The 19,684-nt window shown below is 65.1% G+C and carries 20 protein-coding genes; 10 read left to right on the top strand and 10 right to left on the bottom strand.

Features of this window, described 5'->3' with window-relative positions; genetic code table 11:
• Nucleotides 1–12 precede the first annotated feature (12 nt).
• Nucleotides 13–1,152 carry an HlyD family secretion protein gene (locus tag BMG03_RS09205; RefSeq protein WP_075774645.1) on the bottom strand — a complete coding sequence of 380 codons (1,140 nt, stop codon included), beginning with the start codon at nt 1,150–1,152 and terminating at the stop codon, nt 13–15.
• Between the two features lie 259 nt (nt 1,153–1,411).
• On the opposite strand from BMG03_RS09205, the gene yghX reads away from it, so the two are divergent.
• Both yghX and BMG03_RS09215 read left to right on the top strand, forming a co-directional pair.
• Entirely contained in the window at nt 1,412–2,326 is a 915-nt protein-coding gene (gene yghX / locus BMG03_RS09210; protein ID WP_075774646.1) for a YghX family hydrolase, read from the top strand.
• 110 nt (nt 2,327–2,436) lie between these two features.
• Nucleotides 2,437–4,113, top strand: coding sequence for a thiamine pyrophosphate-binding protein (locus tag BMG03_RS09215; protein WP_075774647.1), 1,677 nt, complete (start codon nt 2,437–2,439; stop codon nt 4,111–4,113).
• A 12-nt stretch (nt 4,114–4,125) separates the two neighbouring features.
• Here the strand turns inward: BMG03_RS09215 and BMG03_RS09220 are convergent, their stop codons facing one another.
• The 3 genes from BMG03_RS09220 to BMG03_RS09230 form a co-directional block, all read right to left on the bottom strand.
• Nucleotides 4,126–4,821, bottom strand: coding sequence for an SDR family NAD(P)-dependent oxidoreductase (locus BMG03_RS09220; RefSeq protein ID WP_075774648.1), 696 nt, complete (start codon nt 4,819–4,821; stop codon nt 4,126–4,128).
• 329 nt (nt 4,822–5,150) lie between these two features.
• The gene (locus tag BMG03_RS09225; protein ID WP_075774649.1) at nt 5,151–6,275 is read right to left on the bottom strand and encodes a Gfo/Idh/MocA family protein; all 1,125 of its coding nucleotides are present in this window, start codon (nt 6,273–6,275) and stop codon (nt 5,151–5,153) included.
• A gap of 10 nt (nt 6,276–6,285) precedes the next feature.
• Nucleotides 6,286–7,002 (bottom strand): GntR family transcriptional regulator, encoded by a 717-nt coding sequence (locus tag BMG03_RS09230; protein ID WP_088721693.1) that lies wholly within the window; start codon nt 7,000–7,002, stop codon nt 6,286–6,288.
• Nucleotides 7,003–7,094: 92 nt separating this feature from the next.
• On the opposite strand from BMG03_RS09230, the gene BMG03_RS09235 reads away from it, so the two are divergent.
• From BMG03_RS09235 to BMG03_RS09260, 6 genes are all read left to right on the top strand, one after another.
• On the top strand, nt 7,095–8,249 hold the full coding sequence (locus BMG03_RS09235; protein ID WP_075774650.1) for an LLM class flavin-dependent oxidoreductase: 1,155 nt from the start codon (nt 7,095–7,097) through the stop codon (nt 8,247–8,249).
• Nucleotides 8,249–9,139, top strand: a complete 891-nt coding sequence (locus tag BMG03_RS09240) for an aldo/keto reductase (RefSeq protein ID WP_075774651.1) — start codon at nt 8,249–8,251, stop codon at nt 9,137–9,139. Before BMG03_RS09235 ends, BMG03_RS09240 begins: the two co-directional genes overlap by 1 nt.
• On the top strand, nt 9,136–9,657 hold the full coding sequence (locus tag BMG03_RS09245; RefSeq protein ID WP_369907789.1) for a flavin reductase family protein: 522 nt from the start codon (nt 9,136–9,138) through the stop codon (nt 9,655–9,657). Before BMG03_RS09240 ends, BMG03_RS09245 begins: the two co-directional genes overlap by 4 nt.
• A gap of 81 nt (nt 9,658–9,738) precedes the next feature.
• Nucleotides 9,739–10,326: a TRAP transporter small permease gene (locus tag BMG03_RS09250; protein WP_075774652.1), complete on the top strand. Its 588-nt coding sequence runs from the start codon at nt 9,739–9,741 to the stop codon at nt 10,324–10,326.
• A complete protein-coding gene (locus BMG03_RS09255) occupies nt 10,326–11,615 on the top strand; it encodes a TRAP transporter large permease (protein ID WP_075774653.1) in 1,290 nt (429 codons plus the stop codon). Before BMG03_RS09250 ends, BMG03_RS09255 begins: the two co-directional genes overlap by 1 nt.
• 30 nt (nt 11,616–11,645) lie before the next feature.
• Nucleotides 11,646–12,716 carry a TRAP transporter substrate-binding protein gene (locus tag BMG03_RS09260; RefSeq protein WP_075774754.1) on the top strand — a complete coding sequence of 357 codons (1,071 nt, stop codon included), beginning with the start codon at nt 11,646–11,648 and terminating at the stop codon, nt 12,714–12,716.
• Nucleotides 12,717–12,799: 83 nt separating this feature from the next.
• Here the strand turns inward: BMG03_RS09260 and BMG03_RS09265 are convergent, their stop codons facing one another.
• From BMG03_RS09265 to BMG03_RS09290, 6 genes are all read right to left on the bottom strand, one after another.
• Complete coding sequence (locus BMG03_RS09265; protein WP_075774654.1) at nt 12,800–13,036, bottom strand: thioredoxin family protein; 237 nt, start codon at nt 13,034–13,036, stop codon at nt 12,800–12,802.
• 11 nt (nt 13,037–13,047) lie between these two features.
• The gene (locus BMG03_RS09270) at nt 13,048–14,109 is read right to left on the bottom strand and encodes a permease (RefSeq protein ID WP_208858036.1); all 1,062 of its coding nucleotides are present in this window, start codon (nt 14,107–14,109) and stop codon (nt 13,048–13,050) included.
• Between the two features lie 162 nt (nt 14,110–14,271).
• Nucleotides 14,272–15,042: an SDR family NAD(P)-dependent oxidoreductase gene (locus tag BMG03_RS09275; protein WP_075774655.1), complete on the bottom strand. Its 771-nt coding sequence runs from the start codon at nt 15,040–15,042 to the stop codon at nt 14,272–14,274.
• A complete protein-coding gene (locus tag BMG03_RS09280; protein ID WP_075774656.1) occupies nt 15,039–15,977 on the bottom strand; it encodes an SDR family oxidoreductase in 939 nt (312 codons plus the stop codon). Before BMG03_RS09280 ends, BMG03_RS09275 begins: the two co-directional genes overlap by 4 nt.
• Nucleotides 15,974–16,876 (bottom strand): bile acid:sodium symporter family protein, encoded by a 903-nt coding sequence (locus BMG03_RS09285; protein WP_075774657.1) that lies wholly within the window; start codon nt 16,874–16,876, stop codon nt 15,974–15,976. Before BMG03_RS09285 ends, BMG03_RS09280 begins: the two co-directional genes overlap by 4 nt.
• Nucleotides 16,873–18,192 carry a flavin-containing monooxygenase gene (locus BMG03_RS09290; RefSeq protein WP_075774658.1) on the bottom strand — a complete coding sequence of 440 codons (1,320 nt, stop codon included), beginning with the start codon at nt 18,190–18,192 and terminating at the stop codon, nt 16,873–16,875. Before BMG03_RS09290 ends, BMG03_RS09285 begins: the two co-directional genes overlap by 4 nt.
• A gap of 64 nt (nt 18,193–18,256) precedes the next feature.
• On the opposite strand from BMG03_RS09290, the gene BMG03_RS09295 reads away from it, so the two are divergent.
• Entirely contained in the window at nt 18,257–18,922 is a 666-nt protein-coding gene (locus BMG03_RS09295; protein ID WP_206184175.1) for a TetR/AcrR family transcriptional regulator, read from the top strand.
• Between the two features lie 4 nt (nt 18,923–18,926).
• Entirely contained in the window at nt 18,927–19,667 is a 741-nt protein-coding gene (locus tag BMG03_RS09300; protein WP_075774660.1) for a sulfite exporter TauE/SafE family protein, read from the top strand.
• The last annotated feature ends 17 nt before the right edge of the window (nt 19,668–19,684 follow it).

Here is a 19,684-nt window from a genome sequence, read left to right on the forward strand (position 1 = left end):
GCCGTCCCGCCCTCAGCGCAGGAAGTCGAGGGGGCGGCGCTCGAAGAATACCCGCCCGGTCCGCCCCACGGGACAGTCGAGATCGGGATCCGATTTCAGTTCCGGGACGAGAAGGGTCACGTCGTAACGCTCGAGATGTTCCTTGTTCGGCGCGATCGCGAGATGCTGGTAGACATCCGCCGCGCCACTCCCTGCGAGCCGGGCGACCGTCGCGTCGTAAATCCTGTCGCGCGAAGCCAGTTTGAACGTCGCGGAATCGCCCACCTTGAGGCTGTTATAGACCCCTTCGCTCACCGAGGCGGTCACCAGCGGGACGTCGCAATCGACAAGCTCCATGATCGGATCGCCCCGCTGCACCGTCACGCCATCCGCCTGCAGTGTCTCCCAGTAGATCCCGTTCGCAGGCGAGGTCACATGGCTGGAGGACATCGTGGTCACCCGCGTCTGTTCCTGCGCGCGGCGGTCTTCCAGCGTCTTGAGGCGGGTCTGGGCCTCCGTGAGGTTCGCTTCGAGCGAGGCGATCGCCCCGTCCAGATCGGCACCGCGCTGTTCGGAGCTCGGCGCGTCGTTATAGCCGTCGCCGAGAAAGACGCCCGACTTGGCCGCGTCGAGCGAAATTTCGAGCAGCGCCACGTCTTCGCGCGCCTGCATCAGAGGAGCGGTGTCCGTGGTGGCGGGCGGGGCGGTCTGCGCAACCTTGGTCGCGCTCGTCTCCGAGCCTTGCGCCTTCGGCTGGAGCCGGTCGAGCCGCGCGCGGGCGAATTTCAGCTTGGTCTCGATCTCGGCAATGCGATGTTCGCGATAAATCTTGGTGCGCTCGCCATAGGATTTGCGTTGCGCCCGTTTTGCGTCGAGATCGCTCTCGATACGATCGACGGTTGCCTGCGCGTTCGCGACCTCCATCCGCAGGTCGTCGAGCCGCGTCCTGTCGGGCAGGCTGTCATCTACAGTGGCAAGTCGTTCGCCCTTGGCGACATCCGCGCCGAGCGGGCGCTTCGGCATCGAAAGCTTGCCCGCAGTGCTACTGCGTACGGTGACGACGGGCGCATTGACGACGGCGTCGGCACTGACGCCCGACATCTGCTCTCCGACGATGACCCAAAGAGCGCCCGCGACGAGGACAAGGCCGATGACGGGGCGTAGCGTTTTCAATTCGAGGCTCCTCGAGAATGCGCGTTTCAGCGGGGCGGGGCGATGACGCCAGACAACTTATAAACGTAACGTAATTGCAAGATGCAACCCAAGGCCGATAGGGAAATTTGATCTGTGATCTATGCGCTATGCCCATGCGGCTGGCGGTGGCGGCAGCGGCGGCGTTGGGCGGGCGCCTTGCCTGAACTATCCGTCAATAAGATGAGGGCAATTCACGCGTCCGTGATATGCTTCTTCCTCTCAGGAGGAGGATTCATCCATGACCGACCCAGCCAACGCGCGTCGCTTGACGGCGGCCGATTTCGACCAGGAACTTCTCGATCTTTATGACTATTATGTCCATGGCAAAATCTCGAAACGGGAATTTCTCGACCGCGCGGGGAAATGGGCGGTGGGTGGCCTGACCGCCGTCGCGATTCTCGGGGCACTCGCGCCGAATTACGCGCTCGCCCAGCAGGTGGCCGAGGACGATCCCGACATTCAGGGCGAGGACATAACCTATCCCAGCCCGAATGGCACCGGCGAGATCACCGCCTATCTGGTGCGCCCGACGCAGATCGACCCGGACAATCCGCCGGCCGCTATCCTCGTCGTGCACGAGAACCGCGGCCTCAATCCCTATATCCGCGACGTCGTTCGCAGGCTCGCCAAGGCGGGATTCGTGGCGATGGGGCCCGATGGGTTGTCCTCTCTCGGCGGCTATCCGGGCAATGACGACGAGGGGCGCGAGATGCAGCGCAGTCTCGATCAGGGGGCGCTGCTCAATGATTTCTTCGCGGGATTCGAGTATCTCCAGACGCTCGACGGCACCAACGGCAAGGTCGGCGCGACCGGATTCTGCTATGGCGGGGGCGTGGTGAACAAGCTCGCTGTCGCCTACCCGGAAATGGGCGCGGGCGTGCCGTTCTACGGGGCCGCGCCCGACAGCGCACAGGTCGCAATGATCGAGGCGCCGCTACTGATCCAACTCGCCGCGCTCGATCAGCGCATCAATGCGATGTGGCCCGAGTATCAAAAGGCGCTCGAGGAAAACGACAAGCGCTACGAGGCTTATATCTATCCGGGCGTGAACCACGGGTTCCACAACGACACGACGCCGCGCTACGACGAGGCCGCCGCTAAGCTGGCAGAGGAGCGCATGATCGCGTGGTTCCGGACCTACCTCGCCGGGTGATCTGCCGCGCTTGCGACGTGCCGGGGGTGCGCTCGGATTTGGCGCGTGCTACGCCTCTCGCAGATCCGCGCCGAAGCGCGGAGCGGCACAAGAGGGAGAGAGGCGCGCGCATGAGAAACGGTGGTCAACTTCTGGTCGAGAGCCTCGTAGGGCTCGGTGCGCGCAAGGCGTTTGGGGTGCCGGGCGAAAGCTATCTCGCGGTGCTCGATGCGCTGCACGACACGCAAGGCACGCTCGATTTCGTGCTGTGCCGTCAGGAAGGCGGGGCGAGTTTCATGGCCGCCGCATATGGTAAGCTGACCGGGGAGCCGGGCATCTGCATGGTGACGCGCGGCCCCGGGGCGACCAATGCCTCGATCGGGGTGCATACCGCGATGCAGGATTCCGCACCGATGATCCTCTTCGTGGGGCAGGTCGGCACCGATATGAAGGGCCGCGAGGCGTTTCAGGAGCTCGATTACAAGGCGGTTTTCGGGACGATGGCGAAATGGGCGGTCGAGATCGACCGGGTCGAACGTATCCCCGAAATTCTGTCGCGGGCCTGGACGATGGCTGTGAGCGGGCGGCCCGGCCCGGTCGTGGTTGCGCTGCCCGAGGACATGCTGACCGCGATGACCGAGGCCGCGCCGCTTGGCGCGCCCGTCCGGATCACCGAGCCGCAGCCCGATCCGACGGCGATGGGCGAACTGCGCGAGATGCTCGCCGGGGCCGAGCGTCCCTTGATCCTCTACGGTGGGTGCAACTGGCGCGGGGACGGCACGTCGCCCATTAAGTTCTTCGCGGAAGCTTCTGATATCCCTGTGCTTTCGGTCTTTCGCTATCAAGACCAGTTCGACAATAATTCACCCGTTTTCTGTGGCGATGCGGGCGTCGGGATGGCGCCGCATGTGAAGCGTCTGATGCGCGAGGCCGACGTGATCCTCGCGATCAATGCGCGCTTTGGCGAGAATACGACCGACGGCTACACGCTTCTCGACGTGCCGCAGCCCGCGCAGCGGCTGATCCATATCCACGGCTCCGATCTGGAGATCGGCAAGATCTACCGTCCCGAACTTGGCATCCATGCCGGACCGAACGCCTTTGCCGCCGCACTTGGCGCAATGGACCCGGTCAAAGGCGGCTGGGCCGATTGGCGCGCCGAGGGACGGGCGGCCTATGACGCTGGCTTCGATCTGCCGGAGCTGCCCTCGCCGGTCGATATGGGCAAGGTCTGCGCCTATCTGCGCGAAGAACTCCCCGAGGACATGATCCTGACCAACGGGGCGGGCAATTTCGCGGTCTGGCCGGGGCGGTTCTTCCGCTTCGGGCCGAAGGCCACGCTGCTTGCGCCGCAATCGGGGGCGATGGGCTATGGGGTGCCCGCCGCGATTGCCGCCAAGGTGGCGCAGCCCGAGCGGACCGTGGTCTGCTTCGCGGGCGACGGCGATTTCCAGATGACCTCGCAGGAGCTTGCCACCGCCGCGCAGGCGGGCGCACAGCCGATTATTCTGATCCTCAATAACGGGATTTACGGCACGATCCGCGCCCATCAGGAGCGCAATTATCCGACCCGCGTGTCGGGCACGACGATGGCGGTGAACCCGGATTTCGCGGCGTTGGCGAAGGCCTATGGCTTCCACGGCGAGCGGGTCGAGCGGACGGAGGATTTCGCCGCCGCCTTTGAACGTGCGCGGGCGTCCGAGACCGGCGCGGTGCTGGACCTCGTGATCTCGCCCGAGGCGCTGACCCCGCGCCAGTCGCTCTCGGCGATGCGTTCGGCGGCACTGGAGGCGGGCAAGGGGCGCTGAGCGCCTGCCGCCTCAGAACGTCTCGACCCAGGGGCGCAGCGTGATCTCGTTTGTCCAGGCGCTGCGATCCTGCTCGATCAGTTGGCGGTAGGTCTTCGCGATCGCCTCGGGGCGCAGCATCGAGCCGGGCTCGTCCGGCGCCTCGCTGCGACCGGGGTTGAGGATCATTCCGTCGATATTCACCCAGGCGACATGGATACCCTTGGGGTGCAACTCTCGCGCCATGCTCTCCGCCAGCCCGCGTTGCGCGAATTTGCCCATCGCGAAGGGGGCGGAGCGTGCGAACCCTTTAACCCCGGCGGAGGCTCCGGTGAACAGGATCGTGCCGCGAGTGCCGTCGGCGGGCTCCGCCGTCAGCATCCGGCGCGCGGCGTGTTTGCCGGTGAGAAACGCCCCGATCGCAGTGATCTCGACGGCGGCGCGGACCTCTTCGGCGTCGAGCTCCGCAACCGGGCCGCGCACCCGTCCCGAGGGGTTGTAGACCACGACGCGCGGCGGCTCTGGCAGAGCGTCGAACAGCGCCGCGATGGCGGCCTCGTCGGTCGCGTCCAGCTGCACCGTGCGCGCACCGATTTCCTCGGCCAGCGCCTGCATCCGCACGGTGCTGCGTGCTGCGAGAGTCAGGTCATAATCGGGCGCAAGCTCCCGCGCCACGGCGGCGGAAAGCCCGTCGCCCACCCCGATGATCACCGCCTGTGCCTTGCTCATGGCCTTTCCTCCTTGCTCGGTTTCGGTTCCCGCGCGCGCCGCGGATGCCCTATGACATAGTCCGGTGCGACAGGGGCCCAAACCGGGCCTCGCGTCCGCGCCAGCGACAGCTTACCCGAAAAGTTTAAGATGCGAGCGCCTGATCACGATCGGGCAGACGGCCCCGAAACCGGCGAGCCCGGTTATCGAACAGACCAGCAGGCGGCCCGGCCAGTGGCGGCGACCGGCAGATGATCGGTCAGCAGGATTGCCTGCAGCGGGGTCGCGGGCGCGCCGTCAGCAGCGCCACGCCCACGCCCTGCGTACAGGCCCGGCTGACCGTTCTGTCTTCAGGCCACGCGGCGCCAAGGCTGCGCAGGGAAGTGCACGGCCTCGCCGGTCTCGATCGAGCGTTGCACGGCCTGACCGATCGCGACCGCGGCCCAACCATCTTCCAGCGTGACCTCGGGTGCTGCGCGCTCCCCGCGCACGAGAGCGAGGAAGCCGACATGCTGGTGATAGGTGGAGCCGTTGTGATCGCCAGCGGCGAGCAATTCCTCGGGCACGGGCAACTCGCGCTCCACCGGGCCCTTCGGATCGCGCGGCGAGATCACCAGCTTCGGTACCGGCGGCAGACCCAGATGCTCGGGCCAGAAGCGGGTCGGGCCGGGCACCAGCGCCTCGATCTTGCCGTTGGGCCCGACGGCGGTGACCTCCTCCTGATAGCGCGCGCCCTCGGCATACATGCACAGTTCCAGCATCGCCCGCGCGCCGTTCTCGAATTCGACGATCGCGAAGCCCGCGTCGAGGATGTCGGGTGCTCCGTCCTCGGAGACGTGGTTCACCGGCGCAGGAGCCGAGGCCATGACGCGCACCGGCTCGGACTTCAGCGCGAGGCGCATCAGGTCGAAGAAGTGGCAGCATTTCTCGACGAAGGTGCCGCCGGTATAGCGATTGAAGCGGTTCCAGTTGCCGACCTTGAACAGGAAGGGGAAGCGGTGTTCGCGGACCGTGAGCATGGTGATCCCGCCCGTCGCTGCCTCGGCCTCGTCGAGGAAAGCGGCGATCGGCGGCATGTAGCGATATTCCATCGCGACCCAAACCGGCGCGGGGTAGTTGTCGCGGAAGGCTTGCAGCCGCTCGGCATGGGTCGGGTCGGTGAAGAGCGGCTTTTCCACGAGCACCGGCAGCGGGCGTGTCGATGCGATTTCTTCGAGCTGTTCGAGATGGCGGAAGTTCGGGCTGGTGATGACGAGGCAGTCGAGCGCCTCCACCGCCAGAAGCTCCGCCACCGACGCCACCATTTGCGCCCTCGGCGCGAGCGTCTGCGCGGCCTGCGCCATCTCTGCGTCGGGCTCGAAGATCGCCGCGACCTCCGCCCCGTCGAGCAGTGCGATATTACGCAGGTGTTCCTGTCCCATCATGCCGCAGCCGATCATGCCGTAGCGAACGGGTTCCGTCTTGGTGGCGCTCATCCGAGCCTCCTCATCTCATGCGTTGAACGTAATGCGCGCGGCTGGTGTCGAACCATGTGCGCGAAAATTCGACCGGGGCAGACCCGTCGGCCCAGCTGAAGCGCTCGATATAGCCAGCGGTCTCACCGGGGCGGCAGTCGAGCTCCGACGGCCCCCAGTCCGGCATCGGGGCGAAGCTGACCCGGTCTTCGGCGCTCGCGATCCAGAAACCGAGCGCGCGTTGGTAGTAGGCGTAAAGCGAGTCCTCGAGATCCTCGGCTTTCACCTCGCCCTTCGAGGCGTCGAGCCAGATTTCCTCCGCCGCGACTGGCGTCTCATCGAGGAAACGCAGGCGGCGCACCCGGCTCGCACGCAAGGCTGTGCCGAAGGCAGGCAGGTCGGCGGGCTTGTCCATCACGTCGACCGAGAGGATGCGGGCATTCGGGAAGCCGCCGCCCGAGAGCAGTTCGATCCGCAGCATGGAGTAGAAATGGTCGCGCAGGTTGCGGGTGCGGATGTAATTGCCCGAGCCTTGCACACGCTCCAGCAGGCCTTTCTCCTCGAGATCCTCCAGCGCGCGCCGCAACGTCCCCACCGCGATCTTCAGCTGCGCGGACATCGTCCGTTCCGGGGGCAGACGCTCCCCGTCGGTGAGTCGTCCCGCCGCGATATCTCGAATCAGCATCTCGGAAATCTGCTGATAGATCGGCAGTCCGGTGCGCTCTGACCCTTGATTTGCCTGTGTCACTTGGTCGCCCCAAAAATTGATACAGTATTGATCTATATCAAGGCGGCTGCTAAGTGAAGGGAAATCGAACGGGAATCGCGAGGGAGGAACGCATGACTGTTGTGCCGGTAAGATCGGCCGATCTCGATGCCGCGGAGGTGTCCTGGTTCTCGGCGCTTTGCTCGGATGATTATCGCTATCTGGGCCAGCCCGAAGGCGATCTGCGCTCCAGCTGGGCGCATTGCTCCGACATCGTGCGCGAAGCCGAGCGGCAGGGGTTCCGCAACATCCTGTGCCCGTCGAGCTATCAGGTGGGCCAAGACACGCTGAGCTTCGTCGCGGGTGCCAGCCAGATCACGAACCGGATGAATTTCCTCGCCGCCGTGCGCTGCGGGGAGATGCAACCGATCATGCTGGCGCGGACCATCGCCACGCTCGACCACATGCTCGAGGGGCGTCTGACGGTGAACATCATCTCGTCCGATTTCCCGGGCGAGAAGGAAGAGAGCGAATTCCGCTACCAGCGCTCGCGCGAGGTTGTGGAGATCCTCAAACAGGCCTGGACCCGCGACGAGATCAATTACGAAGGTCAGATCTACAATTTCAAAGGCCTCACCACCGACCCGGCGAAGCCTTATCAGCAGGGCGGCCCGCTCCTTTATTTCGGGGGCTATTCCCCGGCGGCGGTCGAGCTGTGCGCAGAGCATTGCGACGTCTACCTGATGTGGCCCGAGACCAAGGAAGAGCTGGAAGGCCGGATGAAGGTCGTCAACGAGGCCGCCGAGCGTCATGGCCGTGTGCTCGATTACGGGCTGCGGGTCCATGTGATCGTGCGCGACACCGAGGCCGAGGCGAAGGAATACGCGCAGGAGCTGGTGTCCAAGCTCGATGACGAGGAAGGTCGCAAGATCCGCGAGCGGGCGCATGATGCAAGCTCGCTCGGCGTGTCGAAACAGGCGCGCAACCGCGAGATCGCGGATGAGAGCGGCTATGTCGAGCCGAACCTCTGGACCGGGGTCGGGCGCGCGCGCTCTGGCTGCGGTGCGGCGCTGGTGGGCTCGGCCGATCAGGTGCTCACGAAGCTCGAGGAATATCGCAAGATGGGCATTCGCGCCTTCATCCTCTCGGGCTATCCGCATATCGACGAGGCCCGCCAGTTCGGCCGTCTCGTGATGCCGCATCTCGACACGGTCTCGCTGCCCGAAGTCTATGGCCGCGTCCCGATGGGGCCGCCCGCAACACCGCTCGCAGAAGGGGAACGCCGTTAATGGAAAAGATCGACCTCACCTCCGACGTGGCGCTCAGCCGGATCGTCTATGGCATGTGGCGCCTCGGCGACGATGCCGATACCTCGCCCGCCCATGTGCGCGCCAAGATCGACGCCTGTCTGGAGCAGGGGATCACCACCTTCGACCATGCCGACATCTATGGCGGCTACACGGCGGAGGGCATCTTCGGCGCGGCGATGCGCGAGGACCCGTCGCTGCGCGATCAGATGGAAATCGTCACGAAATGCGACATCATCGTCTCGGCGGGGCGTCATTCCCACCGCAAGGTGAAGCACTACGATACCTCGCGCGCGCATATCGAAGCCTCGGTCGAGACCTCGCTGCGGGAGCTTGCCACCGACCGGATCGATCTGCTGCTGATCCACCGCCCCGATCCGCTGATGGATCATCACGAAACAGGCGCTGTGCTCGATGATCTCGTAGCCTCGGGCAAGGTGCGTGCGGTGGGCGTGTCGAACTTCCGCCCCAGGGACTGGGAACTGCTGCAATCGGCGATGAAGACGCCGCTCGTGACCAACCAGATCGAGATCAGCCTCGGCTGCCTCGCGCCCTTCACCAATGGCGACCTGGCCTTCCACCAGCGTCAGTCCCAACCCCCGATGGCATGGTCGCCGCTGGGTGGCGGCGCGCTGATGACAGGCGAGGGCCCTGTGCAGGCGGTGCTCGACGAGATCGCGCAGGCGCAGGGCGTCGATCGCGCAGCTGTCGCGACCGCTTTCCTGCTTGCCCATCCGGCGCGGATCATCCCGGTGATGGGCACCAACAATCTCGAGCGCATCGCGAAGCTCTCCGATGCTTTGAAGGTTCAGATCGACAGGGAGACGTGGTTCCGCCTCTACGAGGCCGGACTCGGTCAGGAGGTCCCATGATGAACGCCACCCGCCAGTTTACCCCGCGCACCTTCGTGCCGGGTCCCGAGAACACCCGCCTGCTGCGCGACGCCTTCGGGCGTTTCGCGACAGGCATCACCATCGTGACCGCCGCCAGCGAGAATGGCCCGGTCGCGATCACGGCGAACAGTTTCTCTTCGGTCTCGCTCGATCCGCCGCTGGTGATCTGGGCCCCGGACCGCAATTCGCGACGTTTCGTGCATTTCGAGAAGGCCGAGCATTACGCGATCCACGTGCTCGCCGCCGATCAGGACGATCTCTGCTTTGCGACTACGAAGAACGCCCACGCGCTGCTCGATCACGCCTATCACCTGAACGATCACGGCGTGCCGCTGATCGACGGTTGCCTCGCGCGGTTCGAATGTCACCGCGTGGCCTGTCATGAGGGCGGCGACCACCTGCTGGTGCTGGGTCAGGTCGAGCGCGCGGTGATGCGTGACGATGGCGATGCGCTGGCCTTCTACCGCGGCCAGGTGCGGCGCATCGAGATGAACTGAGACGGCACATATACGGCCCGGGCCGCGCAGGAGGAGCGCGGCGCCGGGCCTTCAAGGGATCGCGAGGGAGGAAACGCGCGCATGACCCTGCTGACAATCCTGGCCAGGCCGCTGGTCCGGCTGAACGACATCCTGCTCGCGATCGGACGCTGGGCGGGCGTCGTCGCCGTGGCGGCGATGGTCATCGCGATCCTGATCCAGATCTGGTTTCGCTACGTGCTCAACAACGCGCTGCCCTGGCCTGACGAGGCGGCGCGGTTCTGCATGCTCTGGATGGGGGGGCTGATGGCGCCCTCGGCCTTCCGCTCGGGCGGGTTCGTGGCGATCGACATGCTCGCGGCGATGCTGCCGAAGCTGGTCGCGCGCGGCCTGACGCTGGTGCTTCTGGTGTTCTCGCTGATGGTCTCGGTCGCGGCGCTGAAACTCGGCTGGGACGGGATCACCGGCTTTGGCGGCAAATTCGCGACCGCCTCTCTCTGGGTGCCCGACAGCCTGGCCTTCGACGCCTGGATCCGTGTGCCGCGCAGCTGGATGATGGCCTCGCTCGTGGTGGGCTTCGCGCTTCTGGTGCTGGTCAATATCGAGCTGATCCTGCGCAACCTACTGGCCCTGCGCACCGGAGACGACCCGCTGCCGCCCGTGCTCGCGATCGCTGGAGGGGCAGAGTGATGCTGGTCTGGTTCCTTCCGCTTTTCCTCGTCCTGATCCTGATCGGCTTCCCGATCTTCTTCGCGCTGCTCGCGGCCCCGGGCGCGATGCTGCTCCTGAACGGGCAGGAGCGCGACTTCGCGCTGCTTTACCGCAACCTTTACAACGGGATGGACAGCTTCCCGCTGCTCGCCATCCCGTTCTTCATGCTCGCCGGCGAGATGATGAACTCGGGCGGCATCACGCGCCGTCTGGTGGAATTCTCTGAGGCGATGATGGGCCATCTGCGCGGCGGCCTCGCGCATGTGAACATCCTGTCCTCGATGCTGTTCGCGGGGCTTTCGGGCTCGGCAGTGGCCGATACGTCCGCGCTGGGCTCGATGCTGATTCCGGCGATGGAGCAGCAGGGCTACACCCGTAAATTCGCCGCTGCGATCACCGCGGCCAGTTCGGTGATCGGGCCGATCATCCCGCCTTCGGGCATCATGATCATCTATGCCTATGTGATGGGCCAGTCGGTCGCGGCGCTTTTCCTTGCGGGGATCGTGCCTGGCGTTCTGGTCGGTGTCGGGCTGATGGTGATGGTCAAGTTCATGGCCAACAAGCACGGGTTTCCGCCCGCCTCGAAGAAACACACATGGCCCGAGCGGGGACAGGCGAGTTTGCGCGCCTTCTTCCCGCTGATGACGCCGGTCATCATTCTGGGCGGTATCTTGGGCGGCGTCTTCACCCCGACCGAGGCCGCCGCGATCGCCGTGGCCTACGCGCTGATCGTCGGCCTCTTCATCCTGCGCACGCTGCGCTGGAGCGACCTGCCGCATATCCTGATGCGGGCGGGGCTGACGTCCTCGGTGGTGCTGCTGCTGGTGGGCGCGGCGATGGCGTTCAAGACGGTCGTCAGCCTGTCGCACGCCCCCGAAGCGCTGGCGGAGTTCATCCTCGGCCTGTCGCAGAACCCGTTGATCCTGCTGTTCCTGATCAACATCCTGCTGTTCATCGTCGGGATGTTCCTCGACGCGGGCCCCGCGATCATCGTGCTGGGGCCGATCCTCGCGCCGATTTTCACCGGGCTCGGGGTCGATCCGATTCATTTCGCGATCATCATGAGCGTGAACCTGACCGTGGGGCTCGCCACGCCGCCGATGGGGCTGGTGCTGTTCGTGGCCGCCGCGGTGTCGAAGGAACGGGTGGAGACCATCGCCCGCGCGATCCTGCCGTTCCTCGCGGTCGAAGTGGCCGTGATCTTCCTGATCACCTACTTCCCCGCGATTTCGATGACCATTCCCCGTCTGACGGGGTTCGCCAACTAAAACGATACTGAAGCATATAGGGAGGAAATGATGCTCAGAACTTTCGTGAAATCGCTTGCGCTGGGGGCCGTGCTGGCCTCGGGGCTCGGCATGGCCGCGCAGGCTCAGGACGATACGATCACGCTGCGCGCGGTCGCCAACTCGAACACGAATGACGAGGATTACGACGGTCTCGTCGTGTTCAAGAACTATGTCGAGAACGCCTCGAACGGGAAGATCAAGGTCGACCTCTTCATTGGCACGCAGCTGTGCTCGAACGGGGCAGAGTGTCTGCAGGGCATCGCGGATGGCTCGCTCGACATCTACATCTCGACCTCGGGCGGGGCTGCGGGGATCTTCCCCTATGTGCAGGTGCTTGACCTGCCGTATCTGATGCCGAACGACCGGGTTGCCGAAGAGGTGCTGACCCATACCGACTTCACCTCGCAGCTGCGCAAGATGGCGCTGGCGGACAGCGACAACATGATCCGCCTGATGACGATCGGAAACACCGGCGGCTGGCGCAACTTCGCCAACACCAAGCACACGGTGAAAACGCCCGAGGATCTGAAAGGCATGAAAATCCGCACCATCGTCGCGGACCTGCCGCAGGAGCTGGTGAAAGCGATGGGTGCCTCGCCGACCCCGATCCCGTGGCCGGAACTGTTCACCGCGCTGCAGACCGGCGTCGTGGACGGCACCAAGAACGGCATCACCGACATCATGAACATGAAATTCCCCGAGGCCGGGCTGAAATACGTCACGCTCGACGGGCATGCCTACATGGCGGCGCTGTGGTGGATGAACAACCAGAAGTTCAAGGACATGTCGCCCGACATGCAGCGCGTGATCGTGGACGGGTTCGCGGCGCTCCAGCAGGCGACCTTCGCTTCGCCCAAGCGCAAGTCGATTGCCGCCTATGAGGAGTTCAAGAAGGACGGCGGCGAGATCTACGTGCCGACGCCCGAGCAGAAGAAGCAGTTCCAAGATGCGGCGCAGCCGGTCTATGGCTGGTTCAAGGACAACGTCCAGAACGGTGGCGAAGTGTTCGACGACCTGCAATCCGCGGTCGACGAGGCTTCGAAGACGGTCGATGCCGAGCGCGCGAGCGAACTGAACTGAGCCTTCGCGCTTTGAAATGATAGACCCCGCGCTACCCGGCGCGGGGTCTTCTTTTGGCTAACTTTCGGTGGGGTAGGGTTCGCTCAGGCCGATAGCCACCGCTCGAGCTTGCCGCTATCCGGCAGGCCGCCCGTATGCACCAGCTTCCCGTCGACCGAGACGCCGGGGGTCGACATCACGCCTGCCATGGCGATCGCGCGGGGGTCGGTAACCTTCTCGACCGACACCTCGATGCCGAGCTTGGCGGCCGCTTCCTTGACCAACTCCTCGGTCTTTTCGCAGCGCTTGCAGCCGGGGCCGTAAACCTTGACGTCCTTCATATCTTTTCTCCTTAGAACAATGCGTTGAACAGGAAGCCGACGGCAAGGATCCCGCTGGCGACAACCCCGATGAAGACCGCGATCAGGCGCAGTTTCAGGACCTGACGCAGGATGATCATCTCGGGCATCGACAGCGCGATCACCGACATCATGAAGGCCAGAACCGTACCGAGCGCCGCGCCCTTGCCCAGAAGCGCCTCGACGATCGGGATGACGCCAGCGGCGTTGGTGTACATCGGTACGCCCATCAGCACCGCCGCGGGCACCGACCACCACGTGCCCGAACCCATGATACGCACCATCAGGTCTTGCGGGACATAGCCGTGGATCAGAGCGCCCATCGCGATACCGATGATGATCCAGATCCAGACCCTGGAGAAGATCTCGCGCACCGCCTCGAGGCCAAGGCGATAGCGGTCGGTCATACTTAGTTCGTCGCTCTCGACCGCGCCCGGGGTGGTCGCGCCGGAATGGATGTCGCGCACCCAGTCCTGCAGCCAGCCCTCGACATGGAGCCTGCCGATCACCCAGCCCGCGACGATCGCGATGGCGAGTCCGAAGCCGAGATAGACCAGCGCCACGGGCCAGCCGACGAGGCCGATGAGCAGGATCAGCGCCACTTCGTTGACCATCGGGGCTGCGATCAGGAACGAAAAGGTGACGCCCAGCGGGATGCCTGCGGAGACGAAGCCGATGAAGAGCGGCACCGCCGAGCAGGAGCAGAACGGCGTCAAGACGCCCAAGCCCGCCGCCATCACGTTGCCGACGCCCTCGCGCTTGCCCGAGAGAAGCGCGCGGGTTTTTTCCGGGCTGAAGAAGCTGCGCACGACCCCCATCGCGAAGACGATCAGGGTGAGCAGCATCATCACTTTCGGGACGTCGTAGAAGAAGAAGGCCAGCGCCTCGCCAGTATGCGTGTCGCGAGTGACCGGCAGGAACGAGACGATCCATTCGGAGAGGGCCGGGAGCTGGCGGTAGATCCCCCACCACGCGACGAGGCCTGCCGCGACGACCACGCTCCACGCCCAGCCGGGCATCCCGCCATGCGGGGTTTCATGCTGTGTCACACTCATGTCGCGTTCCCCTTGAAACTCGTTCGGTGAGGGGGCCGCAAAACGCGACCCGGTGCCTCATCACGGGCAGATTAGCGCCGGGGGCACGGGTCGCTTCAATGCGCTCGATCAAGTTGGGCGCAATTTCTCATGTCCTGCTGCGAAAGGTCGCGGCTGCGGAAGTCAGGAAGGATCGCGCGCGATGTTACGCTCCATGAGCCGCTGGAACAGCCCGGGCGAGGCGCGGTTGATCCACCACGCGAGCCGCGCGACGCGGCCTACCGGGATCATCGGGCGGTTGCGCTTCAGCCCGGCGAGGATCACCTGCGCGGCAGCCTCGGGCGTCATGTAATCCACCCCGTCCGCAGCCGCTCCGGGACGTGCGATGCCGTCTGATTGCCGCTCGGCCCGGTCTAGATTTGTCGCCACGAAGGAGGGGGCTGCGATCTGCACACGCACGCCGTGAGAGGCCTCCTCCGAACGCAACGATTTGAAGAACCCTTCCAACGCATGTTTCGACGCTGCATAGGCGGTGCGGTGATAGAGCGGCGAGAATCCCGCCACCGAAGAAATCGCCAGATGCGTGCCGTGGCTTTCCCGCAGCGGTTCGAGGAAATGCCGCGCCATCGCGGTTGCCGCGAAATAGTTGATTTCGAAGACCTTGCGATGTGCGGCCTCGCTCAGCTCGGAGAACGGCCCGATCTGGGTGACGCCCGCGTTGTAGATCGCGAGCTCGATCCGGGGGTGACGTGCGCGGATGTCATCGCAGGCTGTCTCCAGTTGCGCCGGATCGGTCAGATCGCACGCGATGGCCTCTTCATTCGGCGCGGCGGTAAGGCCCGAGATATTCCGGTCGAGCAGCACGACCTGCCAGCCCTCGGCGCGCAGCCCCGCCGAGAGCGCCTGCCCAAGCCCCCCGGCGCCGCCCGAGATTACCGCGACGCGCGCGCTCATAGCCCGGCCTCGCGCGCCCAGAGGTCAAAGACTTCGGCGCTGGTCAGCTCTGGCGTGTAGCCGAAGACTTCCTTCAATGCGTCGTTGGCAAGGACGGGGCGGTATTGCAGAAAGCGCACCTGTTCGGGCCCGTAGCGGCTCAGGCCCAGCGGATGGGCGATGGCGAGCGCGGCCTTGATGCCGAGCGCGGGCAGGCGGCGCACCGGTTTGCCGAGACGTCTTGCGAGGTCGGTGACGCCCAGTGCGCCGTCTCCCGCGACGTTGAAGATGCCAGGCGGGCCATCGGTCGCGGCACGTATAAGGATGCGCGCCAGATCGCGGGTCCAGATGAAGACGAAAGGGCTCTCGCAACCCCGGATCGCGAGCAGGCGCGGCTTGCGAAACAGCGCGGTGATCTGGTTGTCGGTGCCCTTCCCAAGAACCGTTCCGACCCGCAGCACGACCTGCTCGAGGGCACGGTGGGTGGCGCGCGCTTCGGCCAGCATCTCCTCGACCTGCCGCTTGTGATCGGCATAGGCGAACTCGGGATTGCCGCGCACCGGATCGCTTTCGCGCAGCGGCACGGGGTTGTCGGCGTGATAGCCATAGGCCGCGCCCGACGAAGTCACGACAAGTCGCCGCACGCTGACCGAAAGCGCAGCCGCGAGCACCTTGCGCGTGCCCTCCACATCGACGCGGTAGGCTAGCTCGCGGCCCATGCCGGGACCGGGCGTCACGATGGAGGCGAGATGCACGATCACCTCTGGCCGTTCGCGCGCGATGACCTTGCCGGGAGCGTCGGTGGTGACGTCCATCGCCACGAAGCGCACGGCTTCAGGCAGCGTCTCGGGGGATGCCAGATCGGTCGCGATGACCTCGTGGCCACTTTCGGCGAGTTCTGCGGTCAGCACGCGGCCGATCATGCCGCCCGCACCGGTAATCAGGATCCGGGTCATCGCGCGGCCTCCTTTCGTCTCATGAATGTCGAGATCGCGAAGCCCGCGATGATGTGCCAGATGCCCCAGAAAGCCGCGACGATTGCCATGCCGCCCAAACCTCCGAAGAAGGCGAATATCAGCACGAGGCCGAGCCCTGAATTCTGGATACCCGTCTCGATGGTGATCGCGCGCCGGTCGAAGGGCGAAAGCCGCGCCAGCGTCGCGGTGCCATAGCCTCCCGCAAACGCCAGCGCATTGTGCAGCACCACCATCCCCGCGATCAGCCCGACGAATTGGACGAAATAGGACCAGTTGGCGCTGAGCGAGAGCGCCACGAAAGCCACGAAAATCGCCATCGACACCCATTTCAGCGGATCGCGAATGCGGGTCGTCAGATCGTAGCGGTAATGGTTCAGCGCGATCCCGGCGATCAGCGGCAACAGCAGCATGACACCCACGGTGATCGCCACGCTCACCGGGTCGATATGGGTCTCGTGCAGCAGCGCGCGCGTCGGGGCGTAAAGGCTGCCCCAGAACGCGATATTGAGCGGCGTCAGCACGATCGCCGCCACCGTGGCGAAGGCGGTCAGCGAGACCGACAGCGCCGTGTTCCCGCCCGCCCGATGGGTGAAGAAGTTCGAGACATTCCCGCCGGGACAAGCCGCGACGAGGATCAGCCCGAGCGCAATCGACGGGCTGGGCTGCAGCGCCAGCACCAGCCCGAAGGTCAGCGCGGGCAGCACCAGAAACTGCGACGTGAACCCCACGATCAGCGCCCAGGGCCTGCGCACCAGCGGGCGGAAATCGCGGGGGGAGAGGTCGATCGCGACTGAGAACATGACGATGCCGAGGATCGCGTTGAGCAGATGCAGAGCGCCGGGGCTGAAATTCAGCCGGACCGCGTCGAGCCCGGTCATGCCGGGGCCTTCCCGCCGAGCGCCTTGATCCAGCCGGTGACCGCCTTGCGATAGGTCGCCTTGTCCACGTAATAGGCCATCCGCGCGAGCTTGAGATAGGCCATGCCGCCGGTCGCGCGCTCGAACCCCTCGGCCTTCTTCGCCTGCAGGCGCTTCGCGGCCTCCGATCCCTCGCGCAGCCCGCGAATGTAGCGCGCCACCATCTCGGCTTGTTCGTGACGGCCCTGCCAGCCAAGCCCGCTCGCCTCGAGCATTCCCAGCACGAAGAGATCGTCGCGCTTGGGGTGCATCGCGTTAAGGTACAGATGCGGCGCGTCGCCTTGCCAGTTCAGCAGCTCCGGCGCGATGAAGGGGTAGTGCAGCTTGTAGCCGGTGGCCGCGAGGATCATGTCATACTCGGCCTGCGCGCCATCCTTGAAGTGCACCGTTTTGCCGTCGAGCCTTTCGATATCCGCGCGCACTTTCAGATCGCCGTGACCTGCGTGGAACAGCACCAGCGAGTTCACGATCGGATGGCTCTCGTAGAGTTTGTAATCGGGCTTGGGAAACCCGTATTTCTGCGGATCGCCGACGAACCATTTCAGCAGCGCGCCGTCGATCTTGCGCTTGAGCCACATCGGCAGCTTGATTGCGCCGCCTAGCGTGTCGGCGGGTTTGCCGAAGACGTATTTCGGCACGAAGTAATAGCCGCGTCGCATCGAAAGATCGCAGCTTTTGCCGTGATGGATCGCGTCCACCGCGATGTCGCAGCCCGAATTGCCCGCGCCCACGACGAGCACGCGCTTGCCGGTGAATTGCGACGGGTCGCGATAGGCCGAGGAGTGGATCAACTCGCCGTCGAACTGGCCGGGGAACTCCGGCATGTTCGGTTCGGAGAGCGTGCCATTGGCGATCAGAACGCCTGCATAGATCTCAGAATGCTCGCCCTCGCTATCGCGCCAACTGACCCGCCAGCCTTCGCCATCGCCGCCCAGCGGTTCAACCTTCGTCACCTTGGCGTTGAAGCGGTAATGGCGCCGAATGTCGAAATGATCGGCGAAATCGCGGAAATACTGCGCCATCTCGCGGTGGCTGGGATATTCCGCCACCTCCTCGCGCATCGGGAAATCGGTGAATTCCGTCATCCGCTTCGAGGAAATCAGATGCGCGCTTTCATACATCGTCGAATGCGCGCCCTCGATATCCCAGAGCCCGCCCACATCGCTGTGCAGCTCGAACCCCTGATAGTCTACCCCTTGTTCGCCCAGCACCTTGGCCGCGGCCAGACCCATCGGGCCCGCGCCGATCAGGGCGAACCTGCCCCTCGTATCTGTCATCTTGCGTCTCCTCCCAGACGTTTTTAAATTGAACCATTGTTCAAAATAAGCAAGCCCCGATCTGATGACGAAAAAGACGACCGAGAAACAAAGGCTTAGAGCGCCGTCGAAGCGCTCTCTCGCGAGCCGTTCACGGATTCTCGATGCGGCGGAAACGGTGTTCGCGCGGGACGGATTCGAGGGCGCGAAGGTGCGCGACATCGCCGCGCTGGCCGAGGTGCCGCTGGGTCTGGTGAACCATCACGGGGGCTCAAAAGAGGCGCTGTTTCGCGAAGTGGTGGAGCGGCGCGCCGAAGAGCTGGCGCGTCTGCGTCTGGAGGCTCTGGCGCAGGCGAAGGGGCAGGGGGCGCTCGATCTGACGGCGATCCTCGGCTGCTTCTTCCGGCCCTATCTGGCGAAGGCGGCAGGCAGCGATCCGCAATGGCTGGCCTATGCGCGGCTGGTGGCGATGGTCTCGGCCGATCCGGCCTGGGCCGATATTTCTACCGATCTTTTCGACCCGACCGCACAGCGTTTCATGGATGAAATCTGCGCGCTGCATCCCAAGGTGGGCCGGGCGGTGGTGGCAGAAGGGTTCGTCTATTCGGTTGCAGCCCTTCTGGCCTTCCTCACCTCGGAATGGCGGATCGCGGCGCTGGCCTCGCAGTCCGATGCGCAAGCCTCGGTCGAGGGGCTGGTCGCCTTCTGTGCCGCAGGCTGTGCAGCGCGCATCGCGCAGGCCGAGACGTGACCGGATGCTAAGCGCAACGACCCTGCTGGTCATCACCGCCGTGTTCTTCTCGGCCTTCCTGCGCGGCATTGCGGGGTTCGGTTTCGCGCTGGCCGCGGTGCCGATCGTCTCGCTGATGGTGCCGCCGATCGAGGCGGTGACGCTGGCGGTGCTGCTGCAGGTCGTGGTCGGGTGCCGCGATCTTTTCACGCTTCACGGGCATGTGCACAAACCCTCGTTTGCGCGGCTGTCGCTGGGCGCGATTGTGGGCACGCCGGTCGGGATTTTCGCGCTCAGCGCGGTCAGCGCCGATGCCGCGCGGGTGATGATCGCGCTCGCCGTACTCGCGGGGCTGACGCTGCTGTTGCGCTACAAGCCTGCGCGCCCGCATCCCCATGGCGGGCTCGCGCTGCTGGCGGGCGTCGCCTCGGGCGCGTTTTCCGGGCTCGCGGCGATGCCGGGGCCGCCCGCAGTGGCCTATTACCTCGGGGCAGGCACCACGGCGATGCAGACGCGGGCCTCGTTGCTGCTATTCTTCTTCGTGGCCTCGCTGTTGGCAACGCCCGGGCTGATCCTTGCGGGGGCCGTGAATGGCGATGCGCTCTGGCTGACGCTGGTTTCGGTGCCCGCGCTGGCGCTCGGCACATGGGCGGGCACTACGGCCTTCGCGCGGCTCGACAACGCCCAGTACCGGACGATCGCCATCGTGGTCATGGCGATTTCGGCTGTGCTTGCGGGCTGGCGAGGCTTGTCGGTCTATCTCTAGAGCAGGGCGCCGCTTTC

Source organism: Thioclava nitratireducens, from assembly GCF_001940525.2.
Lineage (GTDB): Bacteria > Pseudomonadota > Alphaproteobacteria > Rhodobacterales > Rhodobacteraceae > Thioclava > Thioclava nitratireducens.